This window comes from Serratia montpellierensis, assembly GCF_020858655.1.
GTDB lineage: Bacteria > Pseudomonadota > Gammaproteobacteria > Enterobacterales > Enterobacteriaceae > Serratia > Serratia montpellierensis.
On record NZ_VOSN01000021.1, the window covers coordinates 65,571 to 85,884 of the forward strand.

The 20,314-nt window shown below is 60.2% G+C and carries 17 protein-coding genes and 1 riboswitch; of the genes, 8 read left to right on the forward strand and 9 right to left on the reverse strand.

From position 1 onward, the window contains the following. Positions 1-43: 43 nt before the first annotated feature. Positions 44-826, reverse strand: coding sequence for a 4,5-DOPA-extradiol-dioxygenase (gene ygiD / locus FUU19_RS20950; RefSeq protein WP_230489646.1), 783 nt, complete (start codon positions 824-826; stop codon positions 44-46). 325 nt (positions 827-1,151) lie between these two features. Here ygiD and FUU19_RS20955 point away from each other — a divergent pair, with 325 nt between their 5' ends. Beyond that, on the forward strand, positions 1,152-2,684 hold the full coding sequence (locus FUU19_RS20955) for an alkaline phosphatase (protein ID WP_230489647.1): 1,533 nt from the start codon (positions 1,152-1,154) through the stop codon (positions 2,682-2,684). A 53-nt stretch (positions 2,685-2,737) separates the two neighbouring features. Here FUU19_RS20955 and ribB read toward each other — a convergent pair whose 3' ends face one another. Further along, positions 2,738-3,391: a 3,4-dihydroxy-2-butanone-4-phosphate synthase gene (ribB, locus tag FUU19_RS20960; RefSeq protein WP_004937218.1), complete on the reverse strand. Its 654-nt coding sequence runs from the start codon at positions 3,389-3,391 to the stop codon at positions 2,738-2,740. Positions 3,392-3,500: 109 nt separating this feature from the next. Continuing rightward, positions 3,501-3,661: riboswitch (FMN riboswitch) on the reverse strand. A gap of 144 nt (positions 3,662-3,805) precedes the next feature. On the opposite strand from ribB, the gene ubiK reads away from it, so the two are divergent. After that, the gene (ubiK, locus tag FUU19_RS20965) at positions 3,806-4,081 is read left to right on the forward strand and encodes a ubiquinone biosynthesis accessory factor UbiK (protein ID WP_141972512.1); all 276 of its coding nucleotides are present in this window, start codon (positions 3,806-3,808) and stop codon (positions 4,079-4,081) included. 51 nt (positions 4,082-4,132) lie between these two features. Here ubiK and hldE read toward each other — a convergent pair whose 3' ends face one another. The 3 genes from hldE to FUU19_RS20980 all read right to left on the reverse strand — a co-directional run bounded on the left by hldE (position 4,133) and on the right by FUU19_RS20980 (position 9,831). Further along, a complete protein-coding gene (gene hldE, locus FUU19_RS20970) occupies positions 4,133-5,563 on the reverse strand; it encodes a bifunctional D-glycero-beta-D-manno-heptose-7-phosphate kinase/D-glycero-beta-D-manno-heptose 1-phosphate adenylyltransferase HldE (protein WP_141972510.1) in 1,431 nt (476 codons plus the stop codon). Between the two features lie 77 nt (positions 5,564-5,640). Then, positions 5,641-8,478 (reverse strand): bifunctional [glutamate--ammonia ligase]-adenylyl-L-tyrosine phosphorylase/[glutamate--ammonia-ligase] adenylyltransferase, encoded by a 2,838-nt coding sequence (glnE, locus tag FUU19_RS20975; RefSeq protein ID WP_230489648.1) that lies wholly within the window; start codon positions 8,476-8,478, stop codon positions 5,641-5,643. Between the two features lie 45 nt (positions 8,479-8,523). Beyond that, positions 8,524-9,831 carry a CYTH domain-containing protein gene (locus FUU19_RS20980; protein WP_202670290.1) on the reverse strand — a complete coding sequence of 436 codons (1,308 nt, stop codon included), beginning with the start codon at positions 9,829-9,831 and terminating at the stop codon, positions 8,524-8,526. Between the two features lie 278 nt (positions 9,832-10,109). Here FUU19_RS20980 and FUU19_RS20985 point away from each other — a divergent pair, with 278 nt between their 5' ends. Further along, a complete protein-coding gene (locus tag FUU19_RS20985; protein WP_019453078.1) occupies positions 10,110-10,730 on the forward strand; it encodes a TIGR04211 family SH3 domain-containing protein in 621 nt (206 codons plus the stop codon). Positions 10,731-10,852: 122 nt separating this feature from the next. Next, positions 10,853-12,097, forward strand: a complete 1,245-nt coding sequence (locus FUU19_RS20990) for a multifunctional CCA addition/repair protein (protein ID WP_230489649.1) — start codon at positions 10,853-10,855, stop codon at positions 12,095-12,097. 39 nt (positions 12,098-12,136) lie between these two features. On the opposite strand, the gene bacA is transcribed toward FUU19_RS20990, so the two are convergent. Then, a complete protein-coding gene (gene bacA / locus FUU19_RS20995) occupies positions 12,137-12,961 on the reverse strand; it encodes an undecaprenyl-diphosphate phosphatase (protein WP_025160107.1) in 825 nt (274 codons plus the stop codon). Positions 12,962-13,093: 132 nt separating this feature from the next. Further along, positions 13,094-13,453 (reverse strand): bifunctional dihydroneopterin aldolase/7,8-dihydroneopterin epimerase, encoded by a 360-nt coding sequence (gene folB / locus FUU19_RS21000; protein WP_004937203.1) that lies wholly within the window; start codon positions 13,451-13,453, stop codon positions 13,094-13,096. Positions 13,454-13,560: 107 nt separating this feature from the next. Between folB and plsY the strand changes: the two genes are divergently transcribed. After that, positions 13,561-14,205: a glycerol-3-phosphate 1-O-acyltransferase PlsY gene (gene plsY / locus FUU19_RS21005; RefSeq protein ID WP_202670289.1), complete on the forward strand. Its 645-nt coding sequence runs from the start codon at positions 13,561-13,563 to the stop codon at positions 14,203-14,205. Positions 14,206-14,235: 30 nt separating this feature from the next. Here the strand turns inward: plsY and tsaD are convergent, their stop codons facing one another. Beyond that, on the reverse strand, positions 14,236-15,249 hold the full coding sequence (tsaD, locus tag FUU19_RS21010; protein WP_049198481.1) for a tRNA (adenosine(37)-N6)-threonylcarbamoyltransferase complex transferase subunit TsaD: 1,014 nt from the start codon (positions 15,247-15,249) through the stop codon (positions 14,236-14,238). Positions 15,250-15,574: 325 nt separating this feature from the next. Here tsaD and rpsU point away from each other — a divergent pair, with 325 nt between their 5' ends. The 3 genes from rpsU (at position 15,575) to rpoD (ending at position 19,674) form a co-directional block, all read left to right on the forward strand. After that, on the forward strand, positions 15,575-15,790 hold the full coding sequence (gene rpsU, locus FUU19_RS21015; RefSeq protein WP_001144069.1) for a 30S ribosomal protein S21: 216 nt from the start codon (positions 15,575-15,577) through the stop codon (positions 15,788-15,790). 136 nt (positions 15,791-15,926) lie between these two features. Further along, a complete protein-coding gene (gene dnaG, locus FUU19_RS21020) occupies positions 15,927-17,675 on the forward strand; it encodes a DNA primase (protein WP_025304325.1) in 1,749 nt (582 codons plus the stop codon). A gap of 157 nt (positions 17,676-17,832) precedes the next feature. Next, positions 17,833-19,674 (forward strand): RNA polymerase sigma factor RpoD, encoded by a 1,842-nt coding sequence (rpoD, locus tag FUU19_RS21025; protein ID WP_025304326.1) that lies wholly within the window; start codon positions 17,833-17,835, stop codon positions 19,672-19,674. Between the two features lie 74 nt (positions 19,675-19,748). Here rpoD and mug read toward each other — a convergent pair whose 3' ends face one another. Continuing rightward, positions 19,749-20,237, reverse strand: a complete 489-nt coding sequence (mug, locus tag FUU19_RS21030) for a G/U mismatch-specific DNA glycosylase (protein WP_141972500.1) — start codon at positions 20,235-20,237, stop codon at positions 19,749-19,751. Positions 20,238-20,314 lie beyond the last annotated feature (77 nt).

Consider the following 20,314-nt stretch of genomic DNA (forward strand, 5'->3'; position numbering starts at 1 on the left):
TGCTAACTGACAAGCATTACAGTCTCTGACCGGCGTTTTTTCTTTACCCTACCTGCACCGACAGCATGCTCAGCGCCCCCATTTCGATACCGTCGATCGGCACGCTGATGGCTTCTTTTCCATCCCAGCCGCCGAGCACGTACAGCAACGGCAGATAATGCTCCGGCGTCGGATTCGACAACGCCGCGCCCTCATGGCGCATGAAATCCACCAGCGGGTGGTTGTCGCCCCGATAGCGCAGGTTATCCCGGACAAAGTTATTGAACGATTCCGCCCACGGGTAAGCGCTGGTATCGCCCTGCCATTTCACCATGCGCAGGTTGTGCACCACGTTGCCGCTGGCGACGATCATCACGCCCTCATCGCGCAGCGCAGCGAGTTTGCGGCCCAGTTCATAGTGATAGGCTGCCGGCTGCGTGCCGTCGACGCTGAGCTGCACCACCGGGATATCGGCATTGGGATACATCTTGATCAAGACGCCCCAGGTACCGTGATCCAACCCCCACTCACCGAGATCCGCCGTTACCGGCACCGGCGCCAGGATTTGCTGCAGCTGCGTGGCCAGCGCGGGAGAGCCCGGCGCCGGATAGCGGGTATCAAACAGCGCCTGCGGGAACCCGCCGAAGTCGTGAATGGTTTTGGGTTTTTCCATCGCGGTGACCGCAGTGCCGCGGGTGTACCAATGCGCGGAAACCGCCACGATCGCCTTCGGACGCGGCAATGACTCACCCAACGCACGCCATGCCCGGGTGTAACGGTTGTCTTCCAGCACGTTCATCGGGCTACCGTGGCCAAGAAACAGTGCAGGCATACGAGAGGTGTTCATAGGGGGATCCTTAGTTCAAATTGTGCTATGGCGTTACATTACGCGCTTTGACGCAGCAACACAGCCGGATAACCGTGATGAAGATATTCAATAAATTTGAAATAAAAGCCGAAAAAATAGGCTGGCAAACAAAAAGTTAAAAAATGCATATTTTTCAAATAATTAATAATCAACGTGAATACCATGGCATTACTGCCACACAGATCTAATTTGTGAACAATTTATGTACTTTTTGTTAACACAATCTATACACTCCTCCTTCAGTCGACAGGGTGTTGGCAGCCCGTCGGCGCTACGGGAATCACGTCTCACCAAGGAGGAATTCATGTTCAGACTCACACTGGCAACCCGCCTGGCGCTTTCCATGACCTTGTTCGCCACGGGGGCAGTCGCCGCCGACGCGGTGGACAACGCGCCGCTGACGCAGCGCGAAGACCCTTACTTCCTTCAGGCGCAAGCCCAGCTGCAACAGCGGCTGAAGCAGACGCCAAACACCAACCGTGCCAAAAACGTCATTCTGGTGGTCGGCGACGGCATGGGATTTTCCACCGTGACCGCCGCCCGCATTTTTGAAGGGCAGCAGCGCGGCGTGGACGGTGAGTCCAACGTGCTGGCCTGGGAGGCCTTCCCCTATCTGGCGGCGGCCAAAACCTACTCCGCCGACGCCCAAATCACCGACTCTGCGCCCAGCGCGGTGGCGATGACCACCGGCGTCAAAACCATCAACGACCTGATGGGCCTCAACCATACGGCTACCCTCAACAATTGCGAGGACCAGCAAACCAAGGGCGTCACCACGCTGTGGGAGATGGCCGCAACGCTCGGCATGGCCACCGGCGCCGTGACGACCGCGACCATCACCCACGCCACGCCGGGCGCTACCTATGCCCATATCGCCAACCGCGACTGGGAATCCGACGCCAAAATGCCGGCAGATGCTCTGGCCGCAGGCTGCCGCGACATCGCGCGCCAGCTGGTGGAAATGAAGTACGGCAACGGGCTGAACGTGGCGATGGGCGGTGGGCGCGCCAACTTCCTGCCCGACAGCGTGAGCGATCCGGAATATCCCGCCAAAACAGGCGCCAGAAAGGATGGCCGCGATCTGACGCAGGCCTGGCTGCAGCGCTACGGCGAGCGTGGGCAATACGTATGGAATCAGGCGCAGTTCGATAAAATCGAGCCGGGTAAGGTCGACCACCTGTTGGCCCTGTTCGAACCATCACACATGAACTTCGAGCACGATCGGCGGCAAGACGCGGCGGGAGAACCTTCACTGGCAGAGATGACCGGCAAGGCCATCGATATTCTGGCCAAGAACCCCGAAGGCTACCTGCTGCTGGTGGAGGGTGGACGCATCGATCACGGCAGCCACAACGGTAACGCCTACCGTACGCTGAGCGACGCGGTCGCCCTGAACGAGGCGGTGAAAACCATCGTCGACAAGGTCAATCTGGACGAAACCCTGGTGATCGTGACCGGCGATCACAGCCACACGTTGACCATCGCCGGCTATGCCAAGCGGGGCAATCCTATCCTCGGCATTTCCGTCGGCGTCGACGGCAAACCACGGCTGGGCAGCGACGGCAAGCCTTACACCACCGTCGGCTTCGCCAATGGCCCCGGCGGCACAATCCCGCTGGCCGAACGCCCGACATTGACCATGGAGCAGGCCACCGCGCCCGACTTTATTCAGCCGGCGCTGGTGCCGCTGAAAAGCGAGACGCATGGCGGGGAAGATCTCGGCATCTACGCCATCGGCCCCTGGGCCCATCTGTTCCAGGGTACGGTAGAAGAGAACTACACTTTCCACGTGATGAATTACGCCAGCCGCATCGGCGAACGCCTGTCAAAACGGTAGCCACAAAAAAAGCCGCGTAACGCGGCTTTTTTATCGTTGAAAGCGGCTGGCTATCAGCTGGCTTTTTTCTCGTGCGCCTGGCGGTAGGCCACCAGATCTTCGATGGTCAGCACCACCATGTCGTGCTGTTTGGCGAAGGTAATCACTTCCGGCGCATGCGCCATGCTGCCATCGTCGTTGGTCAGTTCACACAGCACGCCGGCAGGTTTAAAACCGGCCATGGAAACCAGATCGATGGTCGCTTCGGTGTGGCCGCGACGGCTCAGCACGCCGCCCGGCTGCGCACGCAGCGGGAACACGTGGCCCGGACGGTTCAGGTCGCTCGGCTTGGCGCTGTCTGCCACCGCCGCGCGGATGGTGGTCAGGCGATCGGAAGCGGAAACCCCGGTGGTCACGCCCTGCGCCGCTTCGATGGTCACGGTAAAGGCGGTCTGGAACTGGCTGGAGTTATTGGTCACCATCATCGGCAGTTCAAGCTGCTGACGGCGTTCTTCGGTGATGCACAAGCACACGATACCGCTGCCGTGGCGAATGGTCAGCGCCATCTGCTCAACGGTCATGGTTTCCGCGGCGAAGATCATATCACCTTCGTTTTCACGGTTTTCATCATCGAGCACCATTACGCCGCGCCCGTTGCGCAGTGCGTCAATCGCGCGTTCAACGCGTTCTGTCGGCGTGCCGAAGTCTGAAAGTAGCGTCTGATTCATGGTAAAAAACCTCATTAAAAATTATGGATTACCAGAACCAGGGCGATCTTGAGGAGTAGCTAGCAATAGCTAAAAAAATAACGCAAGCGGGCGCATGCCCGGCAGATACCGTTACTCTCTCCCATCCGGACTATAACCGTCGGCCCCGGAATTACACCGGATCTGCTGACCTCTAACCGGCCCTGACAGGCTGCCTGAGCGCTCGCGGGCTTTCACCGTAGAAGGTGATTTACCGCCGGTGGGGACTTTCACCCCGCCCTGAGAATAAGCAGGATGACTATAACGCTAATGGGTAGGCAGGGCAATTGGCAAAAGCACAATTCGGCCACGCGCGGCGAATGCGCTTAATGGTTTATCCGGCGGGCAACTCGCATTACACTAGCGGCAGCTATTAAACTCTGAAAGGGATACGCCATGATTGACCCGAAAAAAATTGAACAAATCGCACGCCAGGTTCATGAGTCCATGCCTAAAGGCGTTCGTGAATTCGGGGAAGACGTTGAGAAAAAAATCCGTCAGGTCCTGCAGTCGCAGCTGACCCGCCTGGATTTGGTTAACCGCGAAGAGTTCGACGTGCAGACTCAGGTGCTGCTGCGCACCCGCGAGAAGCTGGCGCTGTTGGAACAGCGCATGGCCGAGCTGGAAAGCAAGCTGAGCGCGGTGCCGGCGGCCAAGCAGGAAGACGAGTAATTCCCGCCAAGGGCGCGCACCGCGCGCCCTTGTTCTTTACGTCGCCCAGCGTTAGCCGCGCCCGTCTTTGATCGCTTTGATGATGTTGGTGGTCGACAGGCCGTCTTCAAAGTTCAGCACTTTGACATCGCCGCCGTTGGCCCACACTTCCGCACTGCCGGCAATCTCTTCCGGTTTGTAATCGCCGCCTTTCACCAGCAGATCCGGCAGAATGTCGGCGATCAAGCGCTGCGGCGTGTCCTCTTCGAACGGCACCACCCAATCCACCGCTTCCAGCGCGCCCAGCACGATCATGCGATTCTCCAGCGCGTTGACCGGGCGTGTTTCCCCTTTCAGGCGCTTGGTCGACGCATCGCTGTTCACCGCCACGATCAGGCGATCGCCCAGCTTGCGGGCGTTGGCCAGATAAGAGACGTGGCCGGCATGCAAAATGTCGAAGATGCCGTTGGTCATCACCACTTTCTCGCCACGTTGACGCGCCTGCGCCACGGCGTTTTTCAACTGCGCTTCGGTCATCACGCCAAAACCGGTTTCGGCCCGGCCGCGCACCGCGTTTTCCAGCTCGATAGGCGACACGGTGGAGGTACCTAGCTTGCCCACCACCACGCCGGCGGCGGCGTTGGCCAGGAAACAGGACTCTTCCAGCGAGTTACCGGCGGCCAGCGAGGCGGCCAGCACGCCGATCACGGTGTCGCCGGCGCCGGTCACATCAAATACTTCCTGCGCCTGGGTCGGCAAGTGCAGCGGTTCAACGCCCGGCTGCAGCAGCGTCATACCGTGTTCTGAACGGGTGACCAGCAGCGCCGACAGCTCGAAATCCGCCACCAGCTTCATGCCGCGTTCCACCAGTTCGGCTTCATCCTTGCAGTGGCCCACCACCGCTTCGAACTCGGACAGGTTCGGCGTCAGCAGCGTCGCGCCGCGATAGCGCTCGAAATCGGAGCCTTTCGGATCGATCAGCACCGGCACCTTGGCGGCGCGCGCCAATTGGATCATGCCCTGCACCTGGCTGAGCGCGCCCTTGGCGTAATCGGACAGCACCAACGCCCCGATCTGCGGCAGCGCCTGCTGAATGCGCTCCAGCATCGGCTGCGGATCGACGTTGGAGAAGCCTTCTTCGAAGTCGAGACGGATCAGCTGCTGGTTGCGCGACAGCACGCGCAGCTTGGTGATGGTCGGATGGGTCGGCACCGAGACGAAATCGCAGCGCACGTTGACTTCATTCAGCTTGGCGCTCAGCGCCCGCGCCGCATCGTCAATGCCGGTCAGGCCCACCAAGCGGGAAGTGGCGCCCAGCGAAGCGATGTTCATCGCTACGTTAGCCGCGCCGCCGGGACGCTCTTCGATGGTATCGACCTTGACCACCGGCACCGGGGCTTCCGGTGAAATGCGGCTGGTCGGCCCATACCAATAGCGATCCAACATGACGTCACCGACCACCAGCACACCGGCGCGGCGAAAATCAGGCAGCGTAACTTTCATCCGATAACTCCAAAAAAGTACAAAATTTTAGTGGCGCAGATATTACCACAGACCGCCGGAATACCCGCAAAAAGGTATCAATCCAGCCATTTGGCCCAGCTAACGCGCACCTGATCGCGCTCGGCGGCGAACAGCCCGCTGCCGACCTTGCCGGAATGCTCCTGCAGCGCCAGATGGTGGATCTCGTCGCGCATGGTGACATAGGCCTGGGTCAGCGCGCGCGCCTCCTCTTCCGGCATGATGTCGTAATTGGCCATCAGCTCGAAGATGCGCACGTTGTCCGACCAACGCGTCAGCCGCGGTTCACCCGGCGCATAGCGTAAGACCAGATATTGGGCGATAAATTCGATGTCGGTAATGCCGCCCTCATCGGTTTTGATATCAAACAGATCGCGCTGCTTGTTGCCGAGATGATTGCGCATCTTTTCACGCATCTCGCGCACTTCGCGCTTCAGGATCTCCGCATCGCGCGTCTTGCACAGGATCTCGCGCCGGATCGCGTCGAACTGCTGATGCAGCGCCGGATCGCCATGCACGATGCGCGCGCGCACCAGGGCCTGATGCTCCCAGGTCCAGGCTTCGTTTTGCTGGTAGTCGGCGAACGCCTCGACGGTGCTGACCAGCATCCCCGCGGCGCCGGAAGGCCGCAGGCGGGCGTCCACCTCATACAAAATACCGGAGGAGGTGCGGGTGCTGAACAGATGCATCACCCGCTGCGCCAACCGCAGGTAGAACTGACGGCCGTCGATGCAGCGCTCGCCGTCGGTCATCACCTCCGGCGGGCAATCCAGCAGGAATACCAGATCGAGATCGGAACTGTAACCCAGCTCCCAGCCGCCCAGCTTGCCGTAGCCGATCACCGCAAAACCGCGCCCTTCGCGCTCCTGCAGATGGGTCGGCTGGCCGTAGCGCGCCACCATGTCGCTCCAGGCCTGCTGCACCACCGCGTCGATGATCGCCTCCGCCAGATAAGTCAGGTGGTCGCTCACTTTCATCACCGGCAGCGCGCCGGCGATATCCGCCGCGGCGATGCGCAGCTGCTGCGCCTGCTTGAACTGGCGCAGCGCCTCCAGCTTTTGCTCTTCGTCGTCTTCCGGCACCCGCAGCAGGTACTGACGCAGCTCGCTGCGGTAGGCGTCCAGCGCCACCGGCTGATAAAGCGTGGCCGGATCCAGCAGTTCGTCCAGCAACAGCGGGTAACGCGACAGCTGGTTGGCGACCATCGGCGACGCGGCGCACAGGCGGATCAGATGGCTGAGCGCCGCGTGATACTCCACCAGCAGCTCGAGGTAGGTGGTACGGGTGACAATGCTCAGCAGCAGCTGCGCCAGCCGCACCAGCGCGGTCGGCGCGTCCTGCCGCGGGCACACCTCCGCCAGCAGGCGCGGCATCAGCTGATCGAGCACGTCGCGGCCGCGCGGGCCGATGGTGCGTTTGTCGACGTCATGGCGGAAATCGGCGATGGTGCGCAGCATCTGTCGGCGCCCCTCTTCATCGAGGTGCGGCGTCAGCGGCGCCAGCTCGTTTTCCTCCAGCGCGTCCTGCCACAGGCTGTGGTAGTGCTGATAGTCGGGATCTTCGCCGACATCCGGGCTATCGTCGCCGATCAGGTCGTCGAACACCGCACGCACCGCCTGCATGTGTGCGTCCAACGCCGCCATCAGCGCCGCCCAATCCGCCAGCCCCATGCCGTAGGCCAGCCGCGCCTGATCGAGCGCATCCTGCGGCAACGTCTGGGTTTGCTGATCGCCGATCGCCTGCAGCAGATTCTCCAGCCGCCGCAGGAACAGGTAGGCGGCGCTCAGCGCCCGCACCTGCTCGGCCTCCAGCAGCCCCAGTTCACCCACCGCCTGCAGCGTCGGCAGCAGCGAACGCCCCTGCAGCGCCGGCTCGCGGCCGCCGCGGATCAGTTGGAATACCTGGGTAATGAATTCGATTTCGCGAATGCCGCCAGCGCCCAGTTTGATGTTGTCCTTCAGGCCGCGACGCCGCACTTCACGGGCGATCATGCCCTTCATGTTGCGCAGCGACTGGATGACGCTGAAATCGATATAGCGGCGGAACACGAACGGCCGCAGCGTTTTGCGCAGCTCCTGGCTGTAGGCGTCTTCCGCCCCGCCCATCAGGCGCGCCTTCACCATCGCATAGCGCTCCCAGTCGCGCCCCTGCTCCTGATAATAATCTTCCAGCGCCGCGAAACTCATCACCAACGGGCCGCTGTCGCCGAACGGCCGCAGCCGCATGTCGACGCGATAGACAAAACCGTCGATGGTCGGCTGATCCAGCGCCTTGATCAGCCGCTGGCCGAGACGGGTGAAGAACTGGGCGTTGTCCAGCTCGCGCCGTCCGCCTTGGGTCTGGCCGTTTTCCGGGTAGGCGAAGATCAGATCGATATCCGACGAGAAGTTCAGCTCGCCGCCGCCCAGCTTGCCCATGCCGAGGATCAACAGCGGCTGCGGTTCACCGGCGGCGTTGCACGGCGTGCCCCACTCGCGGCAACAGGTTTGGTACAGCCAGTCGCGCGCGCTGACGATCAGCGTCTCCGCCAATCCGCTCAGCTGCAGCAGCGTTTCTTCGGTCGAACACAGCCCCTGCGCCTGCGCCCAGGCGATGCGCACCAGCGTTTCGCGGCGAAACAGACGCAGCGTGCGCATCAGCTGCGCCTCATCACGCACCTCTTCCAGCTCGTCCTGCAGCCAGGCGGCGTAGTGTTGCCACTCGCCGGGCGTCGGCGGCTGTTCGCGCAGCGTCGCCAGCCAGGCCGGCTGGGCAAGCAGCGCGTCGCTGACGAAGTCGCTCGACGCCAGCACCCACTGCTCCTGTTCGTTAAAGACGCTGTCCACGCCGTGAACTTCCTGAAAACGCTGCACAACCTGCTGTGCCTGAGCCTGTAACGCGGCTGAAAGTGGCGACATAGTGTATGACCCGTTCTGCGGCCCACGGCTGGCGGGCCGGCTGGATTAACGAAGCGCGCCGTTTAACCAGAATGGCGCATGCGATAAGGCCTGTTTACGGCTGGCTTCATACCAGCCCTGGCGGCGCTCGCTCAGCGCCGCCTGCAGTTCGCGCCAGGCCTCGATATAAGGCCCGGTCTGCTCGTCGGGGTAGGCGCCCGACAGCAGGACCAGCGCCGAAATCTGACGCGTCAGGCGCGGCAATTGTTCCAGATATTCGTCTTCGTTCAGCATACGGCTGAAGGCTTCTTTCAGCTCCGCACCGCTGCGCCCCAGCATGATGTCGCTGAAGCGTTTGAAAGAACCGTCCAGCTTGGCCTGCCCTTTGGCGTCGATAAACGGCCGCCAGGCGCCGCTCACCAGCCATGATGTGAGCGCTAACTTACATTGCAGGTAGGTGGCGCTATAGCACAGGGTCTCTGGTTGCGCAGCTTTGTCCGCCAACAGCGGTTCGAGCTCGGTCAGGCGGGCGCGCAGATCGGCGCTGGCCTTGCGCGGCACCAGGCCGCCGAAGATCACCAGCGCCTGGCGGATCGTGCCGACCGCTTCGATGACCGCCCCGCGCGCCTGCGCGTCGCCGCGCAGCCACAGCTCCTCGTGGTATTGCCAGTGGCTCAGCGCCAGTTCGAAGGCGGCGATCATCCCCTGCTCCACGGTCGCCTTCGCCGCCGGCTTCAGCACCTGCAGCGAGCGCACCTCGCGCGGCGGATTGCCCTGCGCCAGGTGGTAACCACGCGCCGCCTTGCTCAGGCTGCCCTGACGCAACCCGTCATGAGCCGCCAACTCACCGGCTAATGCCAGCAGATCGGCGGTATTGCCGTTCAGCAGTTCCAGCTCTATCTCACTCAGGGCTTCGCTGAGGTCGCCGGCGCGCACCTCACCCTGGTCCAGGCCAATCTCGATCTCGCTTTGGCCGTAAGTAACCACCCACTTCTCGCGCACGAAATCGGTACGGAACAGCGGTTGCAACGCCTGCTGCAGCGCCGCGATATCGCAATCCTGCGGCCAGATGTCGGCAGGAAACTGTGCCAGCGCCAGCTGCGGTTCGGTAATAGCGACGTTGTATTCCGGACGCTGGTGCAGGCCGCCCACCACTTTACCGGCGGTTTTGATGGTCATCTCATAACGATCGTCGAAACCGCGAATGCGCAGCCCCATATCGTGACGGCGCAGGACGTTGTCGGCCGTTTCGAAGTAAATGTTGGTCAGCTTTTGCGGCGCGGAATGCTGATGCGGCCAGGCGGCAAGCCATTGCGGCAAAGCGGCCACCGCTTGCGGCGCGGCGATAAATTTCAATTCAATTTCAACGGTCATAATTCTTTAACACCAATAAGTTACGCATTCACGTCTGTTTCAGCACGGCGCGCTCGGCCCGCCGTATGCTGCCCAATGACGCACAGTTGCCGTTATCTTACCGCGATTCCCGGCGCCTTAACCCTGCTAACTGTAGAAAAAACCTGTTACGTTATAAAACGCTGCGCAACTCACAGAATTAGCCACAGTAAGATAGTTCTCATTCCGGTTTTGGCGTTGCGTCGTCAGACTGAACGCTCTACTATCGTTCCATAAATTCACCCAGAAACGATGAACTAATGCAGAAATTACGCCTGATTTGCCTTGCCGCGCTGAGCTTCAGCATCACTTGGGCCGCACATGCCGAAGATAAACGCTATATCTCCGATGAGTTAAGCACTTACGTCCATAGCGGCCCAGGTAATCAGTACCGTATTGTCGGCACTCTGAACGCCGGTGAAGAAGTCACCCTGCTGAGCGTCAACGACAGCACCAACTACGGCCAGATCCGCGATCCGAAAGGCCGCACCACCTGGATCCCGCTCGACCAGCTCAGCCAGACGCCAAGCCTGCGCACTCGCGTGCCCGAGCTGGAACAGCAGGTGAAAACCCTGACCGACAAGCTGGCCAACATCGACAACACCTGGAACCAGCGCACCTCGGAAATGCAGGAGAAAGTCGCGGGCAGCGACAGCACCATCAGCAGCCTGCAGAAGGAAAACCAGGATCTGAAAAACCAGCTGGTGGTCGCGCAGAAGAAGGTCAACGCCGTTAACCTGCAGCTCGACGACAAGCAGCGCACCATTATTCTGCAGTGGTTCATGTACGGCGGCGGCGTTGCCGGCGTCGGTTTGCTGCTGGGCCTGCTGTTGCCGCACCTGATCCCGCGCCGCAAGAACAACAATCGCTGGATGAACTGATCTCAGTATCGTTCAGTTTGAGTATGGGCGCCTGCGGGCGCCCTTTTCATTGGTGCCGACATCCCGCGGCCAATTCATGTAATCTGATAGACAGAGCCTTACACGATATTCAGGAGTCAACAGTGCAGATTTATCTGGTCGGCGGCGCCGTTCGCGACAGCCTGCTCAACATCCCGGTGGTCGATCATGATTGGGTGGTGGTGGGCGCCACGCCGGCGGAGCTGCTGGCATTGGGCTATCAGCAGGTCGGCAAAGATTTCCCGGTGTTCCTCAACCCCGATTCTCATGAGGAGTACGCGCTGGCGCGCACCGAGCGCAAATCCGGCCAGGGGTACACCGGTTTTACCTGCTATGCCGCGCCGGACGTGACGCTGGAAGAAGATCTGCTGCGGCGCGATCTGACCATCAACGCCATCGCCCGCTCCGCCAAAGGGGAGCTGATTGACCCATACGGCGGCGTGGCCGACCTGCAGGCGCGCGTGCTGCGCCACGTTTCCGACGCTTTCGGCGAAGATCCGCTGCGCGTACTGCGCGTGGCCCGCTTCGCCGCTCGCTTCGCCCACCTGGGTTTTCACATCGCCGACGAAACGCTCGCGCTGATGCGCCAGATGGCGCACGGCGGTGAACTGGCTGCGCTGACCGCCGAACGCGTCTGGAAGGAAACCGAAAAGGCGCTGCAAAGCCAGAGCCCGCAGGTCTATTTTCAGGTGTTGCGCGACTGCGATGCGCTGGCGGTGCTGTTCCCGGAAATCGACGCGCTGTTCGGCGTACCGGCCCCCGCCAAGTGGCACCCGGAGATCGACACCGGCGTACACACGCTGATGGCGCTGGCGATTGCCGCCCGCCTCACGCCGGAGGTGGACGTGCGCTTCGCCACGTTGTGCCACGATCTTGGCAAAGGATTGACGCCAAAAGAGTTCTGGCCGCATCACCACGGCCACGGCCCGGCGGGCGTGCAGCTGGTCGAGGCGCTGTGCCAGCGGCTGCGGGTGCCCAACCCGGTGCGCGACCTGAGCAAGCTGGTGGCCGAGTACCATGATTTGATCCACACCGTGAACAAGCTGCGGCCGGAGACCCTGCTGAAGCTGTTCGACGCCATCGATGTCTGGCGCAAACCCCAGAGGCTGGAGCAGATGATCCTGACCAGCGAAGCAGACGCGCGCGGACGCACCGGCTTTGAGGAGAATCCTTATCCGCAGGGCGACTATCTGCGCCAGGCATATCAGGTGGCGAACGCGGTATCGATTAAAGAAGTGGTGGCCAGCGGGCTGCAGGGCACCGCGATCCGCGACGAGCTCAAACGCCGTCGCCAGCAGGCGCTGGCCGACTGGAAGCTCAGCCAAACGATTATCAAGGATCAGGCATAAAAAAACCCCGCAGAGCGGGGTTTTTTCTTGGTATCGGGCTTACAGGAATACCATATAAACCACGGCTGCCACGATAAAGCGGTAGATGGCGAACGGCACGAACGAGATGCGTTTGATCAGCGACAGGAAGGTCTTGATTGCAATCAGCGCCACCACGAAGGCTGTAATGAAACCGACGGCAAACATCGGCAGATCGCCCCAGGTCAGGAAGTGCAGGCTCTTGTACAGATCCAGGCCGCTGGCGCCAATCATCATCGGCACAGCCAAAATGAAGGAGAACTCGGACGCCGCATAGCGGTTCACGCCCACCAGCATGCCGCCGGCGATAGTGGAACCCGAACGGGAGAAGCCCGGCCACAACGCCAGACACTGGAAGCAGCCGATCATGAACGCCTGGCGGTAGGTGATGTCATCCAGCCCTTCCGCGCTCGGTTTCTTCGGCTTCAGCCATTCCGCCGCCAGCAACAGCAGGCCGCCGACCACCAACGCGTACATCACGTTTTTCGGCGCGAACAGCGACTTGATGAAATCATGGAAGGCCAGGCCCAGCACCACCGCCGGGATCATCGCCAGCAGAATGTGCCCCAGCTTCAGCTGACCGCTGGTTTTGCCCTCGTGCTCCACCGGCTTGCCGCCGAAATGGATGCCGATCAGGCCGAACAGCCGGCGCCAGAACATCACAACGACGGCCAGGATCGACCCCAGTTGGATGATGACTTCAAAGGTTTTGGCTTTGTCGCCGGTAAAGCCCAGCCACTCGCCAACGATAATCATATGCCCGGTGGAAGACACCGGCAGAAATTCGGTTAACCCTTCGACAACCCCAAGAACAAACGCAATAAACAGTGAATGCATGTCAGCCATGTGCTTCGCTCACCCTATAAAATAACGGCTATCACATAAAAAAGCGGCAGTGCTTAAAGACAATGCCGCTAAAACAATTCTCAGGATTAAGACCAGGTTAACGGTCTTTCGTTGCAAGCAGATGACATAAAATCATGCGGGACGAGTGCCGCGCTCAATGATCACGCCGACCCGATTGGCATGTGCTACAGCGCCCGGTTTGCTGACCTTAATACGGACCCAGGGGGAATTGAAGCGCTGAAGCAAAATTTCAGATATTTCCTCTGCCACCCGCTCCACCAGCGCAAAACGGTTCGACTCCACGTGCTGGATCACGGCGTCGCTGACGTCGGCATAGCTCAGACAGTCAGTTACGTCGTCGCTGGCGGCGGCCGGCCGGTTATCCCAGCCCATTTCGATATCGAACACCAGCTTCTGACGAATGCCCTGTTCCCACTCATAAACGCCAATGGTGGTAATTACGGTAAGCTCTTCAATAAATACGATATCCATCACGTCATTCTCTGTTTTTGGCCTTGCCGGATACCACTTCCAGCGGAATGTGCGTATTATCCATAGATGTTGCGAGTAAAACGACCATTATTAAACGGAACCGCGTTATGAGTGCTACCGCGCTTGGCATGATTATCTTCGCGTATCTGTGCGGCTCGATTTCGAGCGCGATCCTGGTTTGCCGGATCGCCAGGCTGCCGGACCCGCGTGAGCATGGCTCAGGAAACCCCGGGGCGACCAACGTCCTGCGCATCGGCGGCCGGCTGGCGGCGGCGGCGGTGCTGGTGTTCGATATTCTGAAAGGGATGTTGCCGGTCTGGCTGGCCTACAAACTTGATGTACCACCGCTGTACCTCGGCCTGACGGCGATCGCCGCCTGTCTGGGGCACATCTATCCGGTGTTCTTCCACTTCCGCGGCGGTAAGGGTGTGGCGACGGCGTTTGGCGCCATCGCGCCTATCGGCTGGGATCTGACCGGCCTGATGACCGGCACCTGGCTGCTGACGGTGCTGCTCAGCGGCTACTCTTCGCTCGGCGCCATCGTCAGCGCGCTGATCGCCCCGTTCTACGTCTGGTGGTTCAAACCGCAGTTCACCTTCCCGGTAGCGATGCTCTCCTGCCTGATCCTGATGCGGCATCACGACAATATTCAGCGCCTGTGGCGCGGCCAGGAAGGCAAGATTTGGGGCAAATTCCGCAAGAAGAAAAACGACGCGGATGCGGATAACGGCGATCGGCCGAAAGACGAATAACAGAAGGGCCGGATTATCCGGCCCTTTGCTTTATACCGCAGGCAGTTCCGCCAGCGGCCAGCGCGGCCGCACCGAAACGCTCAGCTCCGGGCTGGCGCCGCTCTTCAGGCGCACCATGCCGGCATAGGCGATCATCGCGCCGTTGTCGGTGCAAAATTCCGGGCGGGCATAGAATACTTCCCCACCACGCTTGTGCATCATCTCCGCCAGCTTGGCGCGCAACGTGCGGTTGGCGCTCACGCCGCCGGCCATCACCAGACGTTTGAAGCCGGTTTGCTCCAGCGCGCGTTTGCATTTGATCGCCAGCGTATCCACCACCGCATCTTCGAAAGCACGGGCGATGTCGGCACGCGTCTGATCGTCGTTGCCGTTGGAGCGAATGGTGTTGGCGGCGAAGGTTTTCAACCCGGAGAAGCTGAAGTCCAGCCCCGGACGATCGGTCATCGGCCGCGGGAAGGTGAAGCGCCCCGCCGTGCCCTGCTGCGCCATCTTCGACAGCATCGGCCCGCCGGGATAATCCAGGCCGAGCAGCTTGGCGGTTTTGTCGAACGCTTCGCCGGCGGCATCGTCGATCGACTCGCCCAGCAGTTCATACTCACCGATGCCGGTGACGCTGATCAGCTGAGTGTGGCCGCCGGAGACCAGCAGCGCGACGAACGGGAACGCCGGCGGGTTGTCTTCCAGCATCGGCGCCAGCAGGTGGCCTTCCATGTGGTGCACCGGCACTGCCGGCACGTTCCAGGCGAACGCCAGCGCGCGCCCCACGGTAGCGCCGACCAGCAGCGCGCCCACCAGGCCCGGCCCGGCGGTATAGGCCACGCCGTCGATGTCGGCCGGGGTCAGGTTGGCCTCTTTCAGCGCCGCCTGAATCAGCGGCACGGTTTTGCGCACGTGATCGCGGGAGGCCAGTTCCGGCACTACGCCGCCGTAGTCGGCGTGCAGCTTCACCTGGCTGTATAATTGGTTGGCCAACAAACCGGTTTGATCGTCATACACTGCAATTCCGGTTTCATCGCAGGACGTTTCTATACCCAGTACTCGCATTACATTTCCCATCATTCACGTGCGGCCGCCAGTCTACCACATTCCGCCGCATTTACCGCCGGTGCCGCGCATCTTGTCACCGGCCCGCACCTATGTCGATGATTCATCCAGAAAATGCCCAGGCGATTAAACACGAGCATTTTTTTCTGATTAGTCTATAATCAGCGCCCGGTGCAAAATTGCGCACGTTGCAGCAGAGCGACGCGGGTTTCAATTTGCGGTGATGCTTTACAAAGCAGCATCCATTGGAGTAAAATTCCGCACCATTTTGAAAAGGCTGGCGCTTGGCCAGCAACAAACCGAATTTTATTGAGGTGAGAGGCACATGCCGGTAATTAAAGTACGTGAAAACGAGCCATTTGACGTTGCTCTGCGTCGTTTCAAACGCTCTTGCGAAAAAGCGGGTGTTTTAGCTGAAGTTCGTCGTCGTGAGTTTTATGAAAAACCAACTACCGAACGTAAACGCGCTAAAGCTTCTGCTGTGAAACGTCACGCGAAGAAACTGGCTCGCGAAAACGCACGCCGCACTCGTCTGTATTAATTCTTCGGGGGCAACCCCACCGCGTGAATTTCTGATTTTCAAAATCGCGCAGACCGAGTAGTTGCATACGAAGGCCGTGCTTTCCGAAAGGAATGCGCGGCTTGTTCTCGTTTATAGGCTAATGAAGTAAGGGCTTATGGCTGGACGAATTCCGCGCGTATTTATCAATGACTTGCTGGCTCGCACCGACATCGTCGATCTGATCGATGCCCGCGTGAAGCTCAAGAAGCAAGGCAAGAACTACCACGCGTGCTGTCCGTTCCACCACGAAAAGACGCCTTCCTTTACCGTTAATGGCGAAAAGCAGTTTTATCACTGTTTTGGGTGTGGTGCGCACGGCAACGCCGTCGACTTTTTGATGAATTACGACCGACTCGAGTTTGTCGAAACCATCGAAGAATTGGCGACCATGCACGGGCTGGAAGTGCCTTACGAAGCGGGCACCGGGCCAACCCAGATCGAACGCCATCAGCGCCAGAGCCTGTACCAACTGATGGAACAGCTCAGCGCGTTCTATCAACAGTCACTGCAGCAGTCCTCCGGGGCGCCGGCGCGCAGCTATTTGCAGCAGCGCGGATTAAGTGACGACGTTATTCGCCATTTCGCCATCGGCTTCGCGCCGGCGGGATGGGACAACGCCCTGAAGCGTTTCGGCCGCGACGCCGACTCGCGCCGCGCATTGAACGATGCCGGCATGCTGGTGACTAACGATCAGGGGCGTTCGTATGACCGCTTCCGCGAACGGGTGATGTTCCCCATCCGCGACAAGCGCGGGCGCGTGATCGCCTTCGGCGGCCGCGTGCTGGGCGACGGTATGCCGAAGTACCTGAACTCGCCGGAAACCGAAGTTTTCCATAAGGGCCGCCAGCTGTACGGCCTGTATGAAGCACAGCAGAACCACCCTACCCTCCAGCGGCTGCTGGTGGTGGAAGGGTATATGGACGTGGTGGCGTTGGCGCAATTCGGCATCGATTATGCCGTCGCCTCGCTCGGAACCTCGACGACGGCTGAACACATTCAGCTGCTGTTCCGCGCTACCGACAACGTCGTCTGCTGTTACGACGGCGACCGCGCCGGCCGCGAAGCGGCCTGGCGGGCGCTGGAAACCGCGCTGCCGTACCTGAACGACGGGCGCCAGCTGCGGTTCATGTTTTTGCCCGACGGTGAAGACCCGGACACCCTGGTGCGCAAAGAAGGTAAAGAAGCCTTCGAACAGCGAATGGAGCAGGCGCAGCCGCTGTCCACGTTCCTGTTCGAAAGCCTGCTGCCGCAGGTGGATCTGAGCAGCCCGGACGGGCGCGCCAAGCTGAGCACGCTGGCGCTGCCGCTGATTACTCAGGTGCCGGGCGAAACGTTGCGCTTGTACCTGCGTCAGGAGCTCGGCAACAAGCTGGGGCTGCTGGACGACAGCCAGCTCGACAAGCTGATGCCCAAGCAGGCGGAAAATGCGAATCCTTATCAGGCGCCCCAGCTAAAACGCACAACCATGCGTATACTGATAGGGTTACTGGTGCAAAATCCGCAGTTGGCTACACTTATCCCTTCGCTTGAAGGGTTGGAGCAGACTAAACAGGCGGGATTGCCGCTGTTCGTCGAACTGGTGCAGACCTGTTTGGCGCAGCCGGGCCTGACGACCGGGCAATTGCTGGAGCTGTATCGCGACAACAAATTCAGCCAGCAGCTTGAAACCTTGGCGACATGGAACCATATGATCGTTGAGGACATGGTCGAACAGACCTTTTTGGATACGTTGGCCAGCCTGTACGACTCGGTACTCGAGCAACGGCTGGAAACGCTGATCGCCCAGGCCAGAACGCGCGGCCTGAGCCCGGAGGAACGTGAGGAAGTCCGTTCTCTCAACCAGGTTTTAGCGAAGAAAAACTGAATACCAAACGGCTTAAGTGCCGATAATTGCGAGGGCAGAGCCCTGCACAGTGCCGCCATAGTGGGCCGCGGCGATAACGAAAACGCCCCAAATGCTATTGTTGGCGGTTTCGCCGACCGACACCAACCTAAATACTCTGAAGTGTGGATACCGTCTTATGGAGCAAAACCCGCAGTCACAGCTGAAGCTACTTGTCACCCGTGGTAAGGAGCAAGGCTATCTGACCTATGCTGAGGTCAATGACCATCTGCCGGAAGATATCGTCGACTCCGATCAGATCGAAGACATCATCCAGATGATTAACGACATGGGCATCCAGGTGATGGAAGAAGCACCGGACGCCGATGACCTGCTGCTCGCCGAAAACTCGAACAGCACGGACGAAGATGCGGAAGAAGCCGCCGCACAGGTTCTGTCCAGCGTGGAATCCGAAATCGGCCGCACCACCGACCCGGTGCGCATGTACATGCGCGAAATGGGTACCGTCGAACTGCTGACGCGCGAAGGCGAAATCGACATCGCCAAGCGCATCGAAGACGGCATCAACCAGGTGCAGTGCTCGGTTGCCGAATACCCGGAAGCCATCACCTACCTGCTTGAGCAGTACGATCGCGTCGAAGCGGGCGAAGCGCGCCTGTCGGATCTGATCACCGGCTTCGTCGATCCTAACGCGGAAGAGGACATCGCCCCTACCGCGACCCACATCGGTTCTGAACTGTCGAGCGAAGAGCAAGACGACGACGAAGAAGATGAGGACGCCGAAGACGACGACACCGAAGACGACAACAGCATCGATCCTGAGCTGGCGCGTCAGAAGTTCGCCGAGCTGCGCGATCAGTATGAAGCGACGCGTCTGGTGATCAAAAAGAACGGCCGCAGCCACGCCAGCGCAGCGGACGAGATCCTGAAGCTGTCTGAAGTGTTCAAGCAGTTCCGCCTGGTGCCGAAGCAGTTCGACTTCCTGGTCAACAGCATGCGCACCATGATGGACCGCGTTCGCACCCAGGAACGCATCATCATGAAGCTGTGCGTTGAACAGTGCAAAATGCCGAAGAAAAACTTCGTCACCCTGTTCGCCGGCAACGAAACCAGCGATTCCTGGTTCGAAGCCGCACTGGCGATGGCCAAGCCATGGTCGGAAAAGCTGAAAGACGTGGCTGAAGACGTGCAGCGCAGCCTGCAGAAACTGCGTCAGATCGAAGAAGAAACCGGCCTGACCATCGAGCAGGTCAAAGACATCAACCGTCGCATGTCGATCGGTGAAGCGAAAGCCCGCCGCGCGAAGAAAGAGATGGTTGAGGCCAACCTGCGTCTGGTTATTTCCATCGCCAAGAAATACACCAACCGCGGCCTGCAGTTCCTGGATCTGATCCAGGAAGGCAACATCGGCCTGATGAAAGCGGTAGACAAGTTCGAATACCGCCGCGGCTACAAGTTCTCGACGTACGCCACCTGGTGGATCCGTCAGGCTATCACCCGCTCCATCGCCGACCAGGCGCGCACCATCCGTATTCCGGTGCATATGATTGAGACCATCAACAAGCTCAACCGTATTTCACGCCAGATGCTGCAAGAGATGGGCCGCGAGCCGACGCCGGAAGAGCTGGCCGAGCGCATGCTGATGCCGGAAGACAAGATCCGCAAGGTGCTGAAGATCGCCAAAGAGCCAATCTCGATGGAAACGCCGATCGGCGACGACGAAGATTCGCATCTGGGCGATTTCATCGAGGATACCACCCTCGAGCTGCCGCTGGATTCCGCGACTTCGGAAAGCCTGCGTTCCGCTACCCACGACGTGCTGGCCGGCCTGACCGCGCGCGAAGCGAAAGTGCTGCGCATGCGTTTCGGCATCGACATGAACACCGACCACACGCTGGAAGAGGTAGGCAAGCAGTTTGACGTTACCCGTGAGCGTATTCGTCAGATCGAAGCCAAGGCGCTGCGCAAGCTGCGTCACCCAAGCCGCTCCGAAGTGCTGCGCAGCTTCCTGGACGACTAAGTCCGGCTGCCGTACCAAAAACAAAAACCCCGGCCTGCCGGGGTTTTTTTATGCCCTGAATATGCCCCGCCGCATCATTGCAACGCCAGGAACAGCTCGCGATAGCTGGCGGTAAGCTGCTCCAGCGTGGCGCGGTTCAATCCGCTGGGGTTAGGCAATACCCACACCTCGGTTTCCCCCAGCATCAGCGCCTGCTTGCCCCAGGGCGCGTTTTTCACCCCGAAGGCGGTGGTGAACGCCTGCTTGCCCAAAATCGCCAGCGCGCGCGGCTGATAGCGCAGGATTTTCTCTTGCAGCGCCTCACCGCCGCTGCGCAGCTCGTCGCGCGACAGCTCGCTGGCCGCCACCGTCGGGCGCGCCACCAGCGCGGTAATGCCGCAGCCGTTATCCTTCAGCTGCTGCCACTGCTCCGGCGCCAGCTGGCGCTCGGTAAAGCCGGCCTGATGGATCACCTTCCAGAAGCGATTGCTGCCGTTGGCGAAAGGGTAGCCCTGATGGGCGGAAGAAAGGCCGGGGTTGATGCCGCAAAACACCACCCGCAGGTTAGGCGCCAGAAGTTCCATGAGTGTCGTGAGTCCATTACAGGAATTTACTGCGGTTATCGCAAAATCCGCCAGCAATTACAACAGGCTAGAACTGT

What these genes read in the sequence shown, in the direction of transcription:
- folB (WP_004937203.1), bottom strand. Translation starts at nt 13,453, where the DNA reads ATGGATATCGTATTTATTGAAGAGCTTACCGTAATTACCACCATTGGC.
- FUU19_RS20955 (WP_230489647.1), top strand. Translation starts at nt 1,152, where the DNA reads ATGTTCAGACTCACACTGGCAACCCGCCTGGCGCTTTCCATGACCTTG.
- mug (WP_141972500.1), bottom strand. Translation starts at nt 20,237, where the DNA reads ATGGAACTTCTGGCGCCTAACCTGCGGGTGGTGTTTTGCGGCATCAAC.
- rpoD (WP_025304326.1), top strand. Translation starts at nt 17,833, where the DNA reads ATGGAGCAAAACCCGCAGTCACAGCTGAAGCTACTTGTCACCCGTGGT.
- rpsU (WP_001144069.1), top strand. Translation starts at nt 15,575, where the DNA reads ATGCCGGTAATTAAAGTACGTGAAAACGAGCCATTTGACGTTGCTCTG.
- ubiK (WP_141972512.1), top strand. Translation starts at nt 3,806, where the DNA reads ATGATTGACCCGAAAAAAATTGAACAAATCGCACGCCAGGTTCATGAG.
- plsY (WP_202670289.1), top strand. Translation starts at nt 13,561, where the DNA reads ATGAGTGCTACCGCGCTTGGCATGATTATCTTCGCGTATCTGTGCGGC.
- dnaG (WP_025304325.1), top strand. Translation starts at nt 15,927, where the DNA reads ATGGCTGGACGAATTCCGCGCGTATTTATCAATGACTTGCTGGCTCGC.
- bacA (WP_025160107.1), bottom strand. Translation starts at nt 12,961, where the DNA reads ATGGCTGACATGCATTCACTGTTTATTGCGTTTGTTCTTGGGGTTGTC.
- hldE (WP_141972510.1), bottom strand. Translation starts at nt 5,563, where the DNA reads ATGAAAGTTACGCTGCCTGATTTTCGCCGCGCCGGTGTGCTGGTGGTC.
- glnE (WP_230489648.1), bottom strand. Translation starts at nt 8,478, where the DNA reads ATGTCGCCACTTTCAGCCGCGTTACAGGCTCAGGCACAGCAGGTTGTG.
- FUU19_RS20985 (WP_019453078.1), top strand. Translation starts at nt 10,110, where the DNA reads ATGCAGAAATTACGCCTGATTTGCCTTGCCGCGCTGAGCTTCAGCATC.
- tsaD (WP_049198481.1), bottom strand. Translation starts at nt 15,249, where the DNA reads ATGCGAGTACTGGGTATAGAAACGTCCTGCGATGAAACCGGAATTGCA.
- ygiD (WP_230489646.1), bottom strand. Translation starts at nt 826, where the DNA reads ATGAACACCTCTCGTATGCCTGCACTGTTTCTTGGCCACGGTAGCCCG.
- FUU19_RS20980 (WP_202670290.1), bottom strand. Translation starts at nt 9,831, where the DNA reads ATGACCGTTGAAATTGAATTGAAATTTATCGCCGCGCCGCAAGCGGTG.
- ribB (WP_004937218.1), bottom strand. Translation starts at nt 3,391, where the DNA reads ATGAATCAGACGCTACTTTCAGACTTCGGCACGCCGACAGAACGCGTT.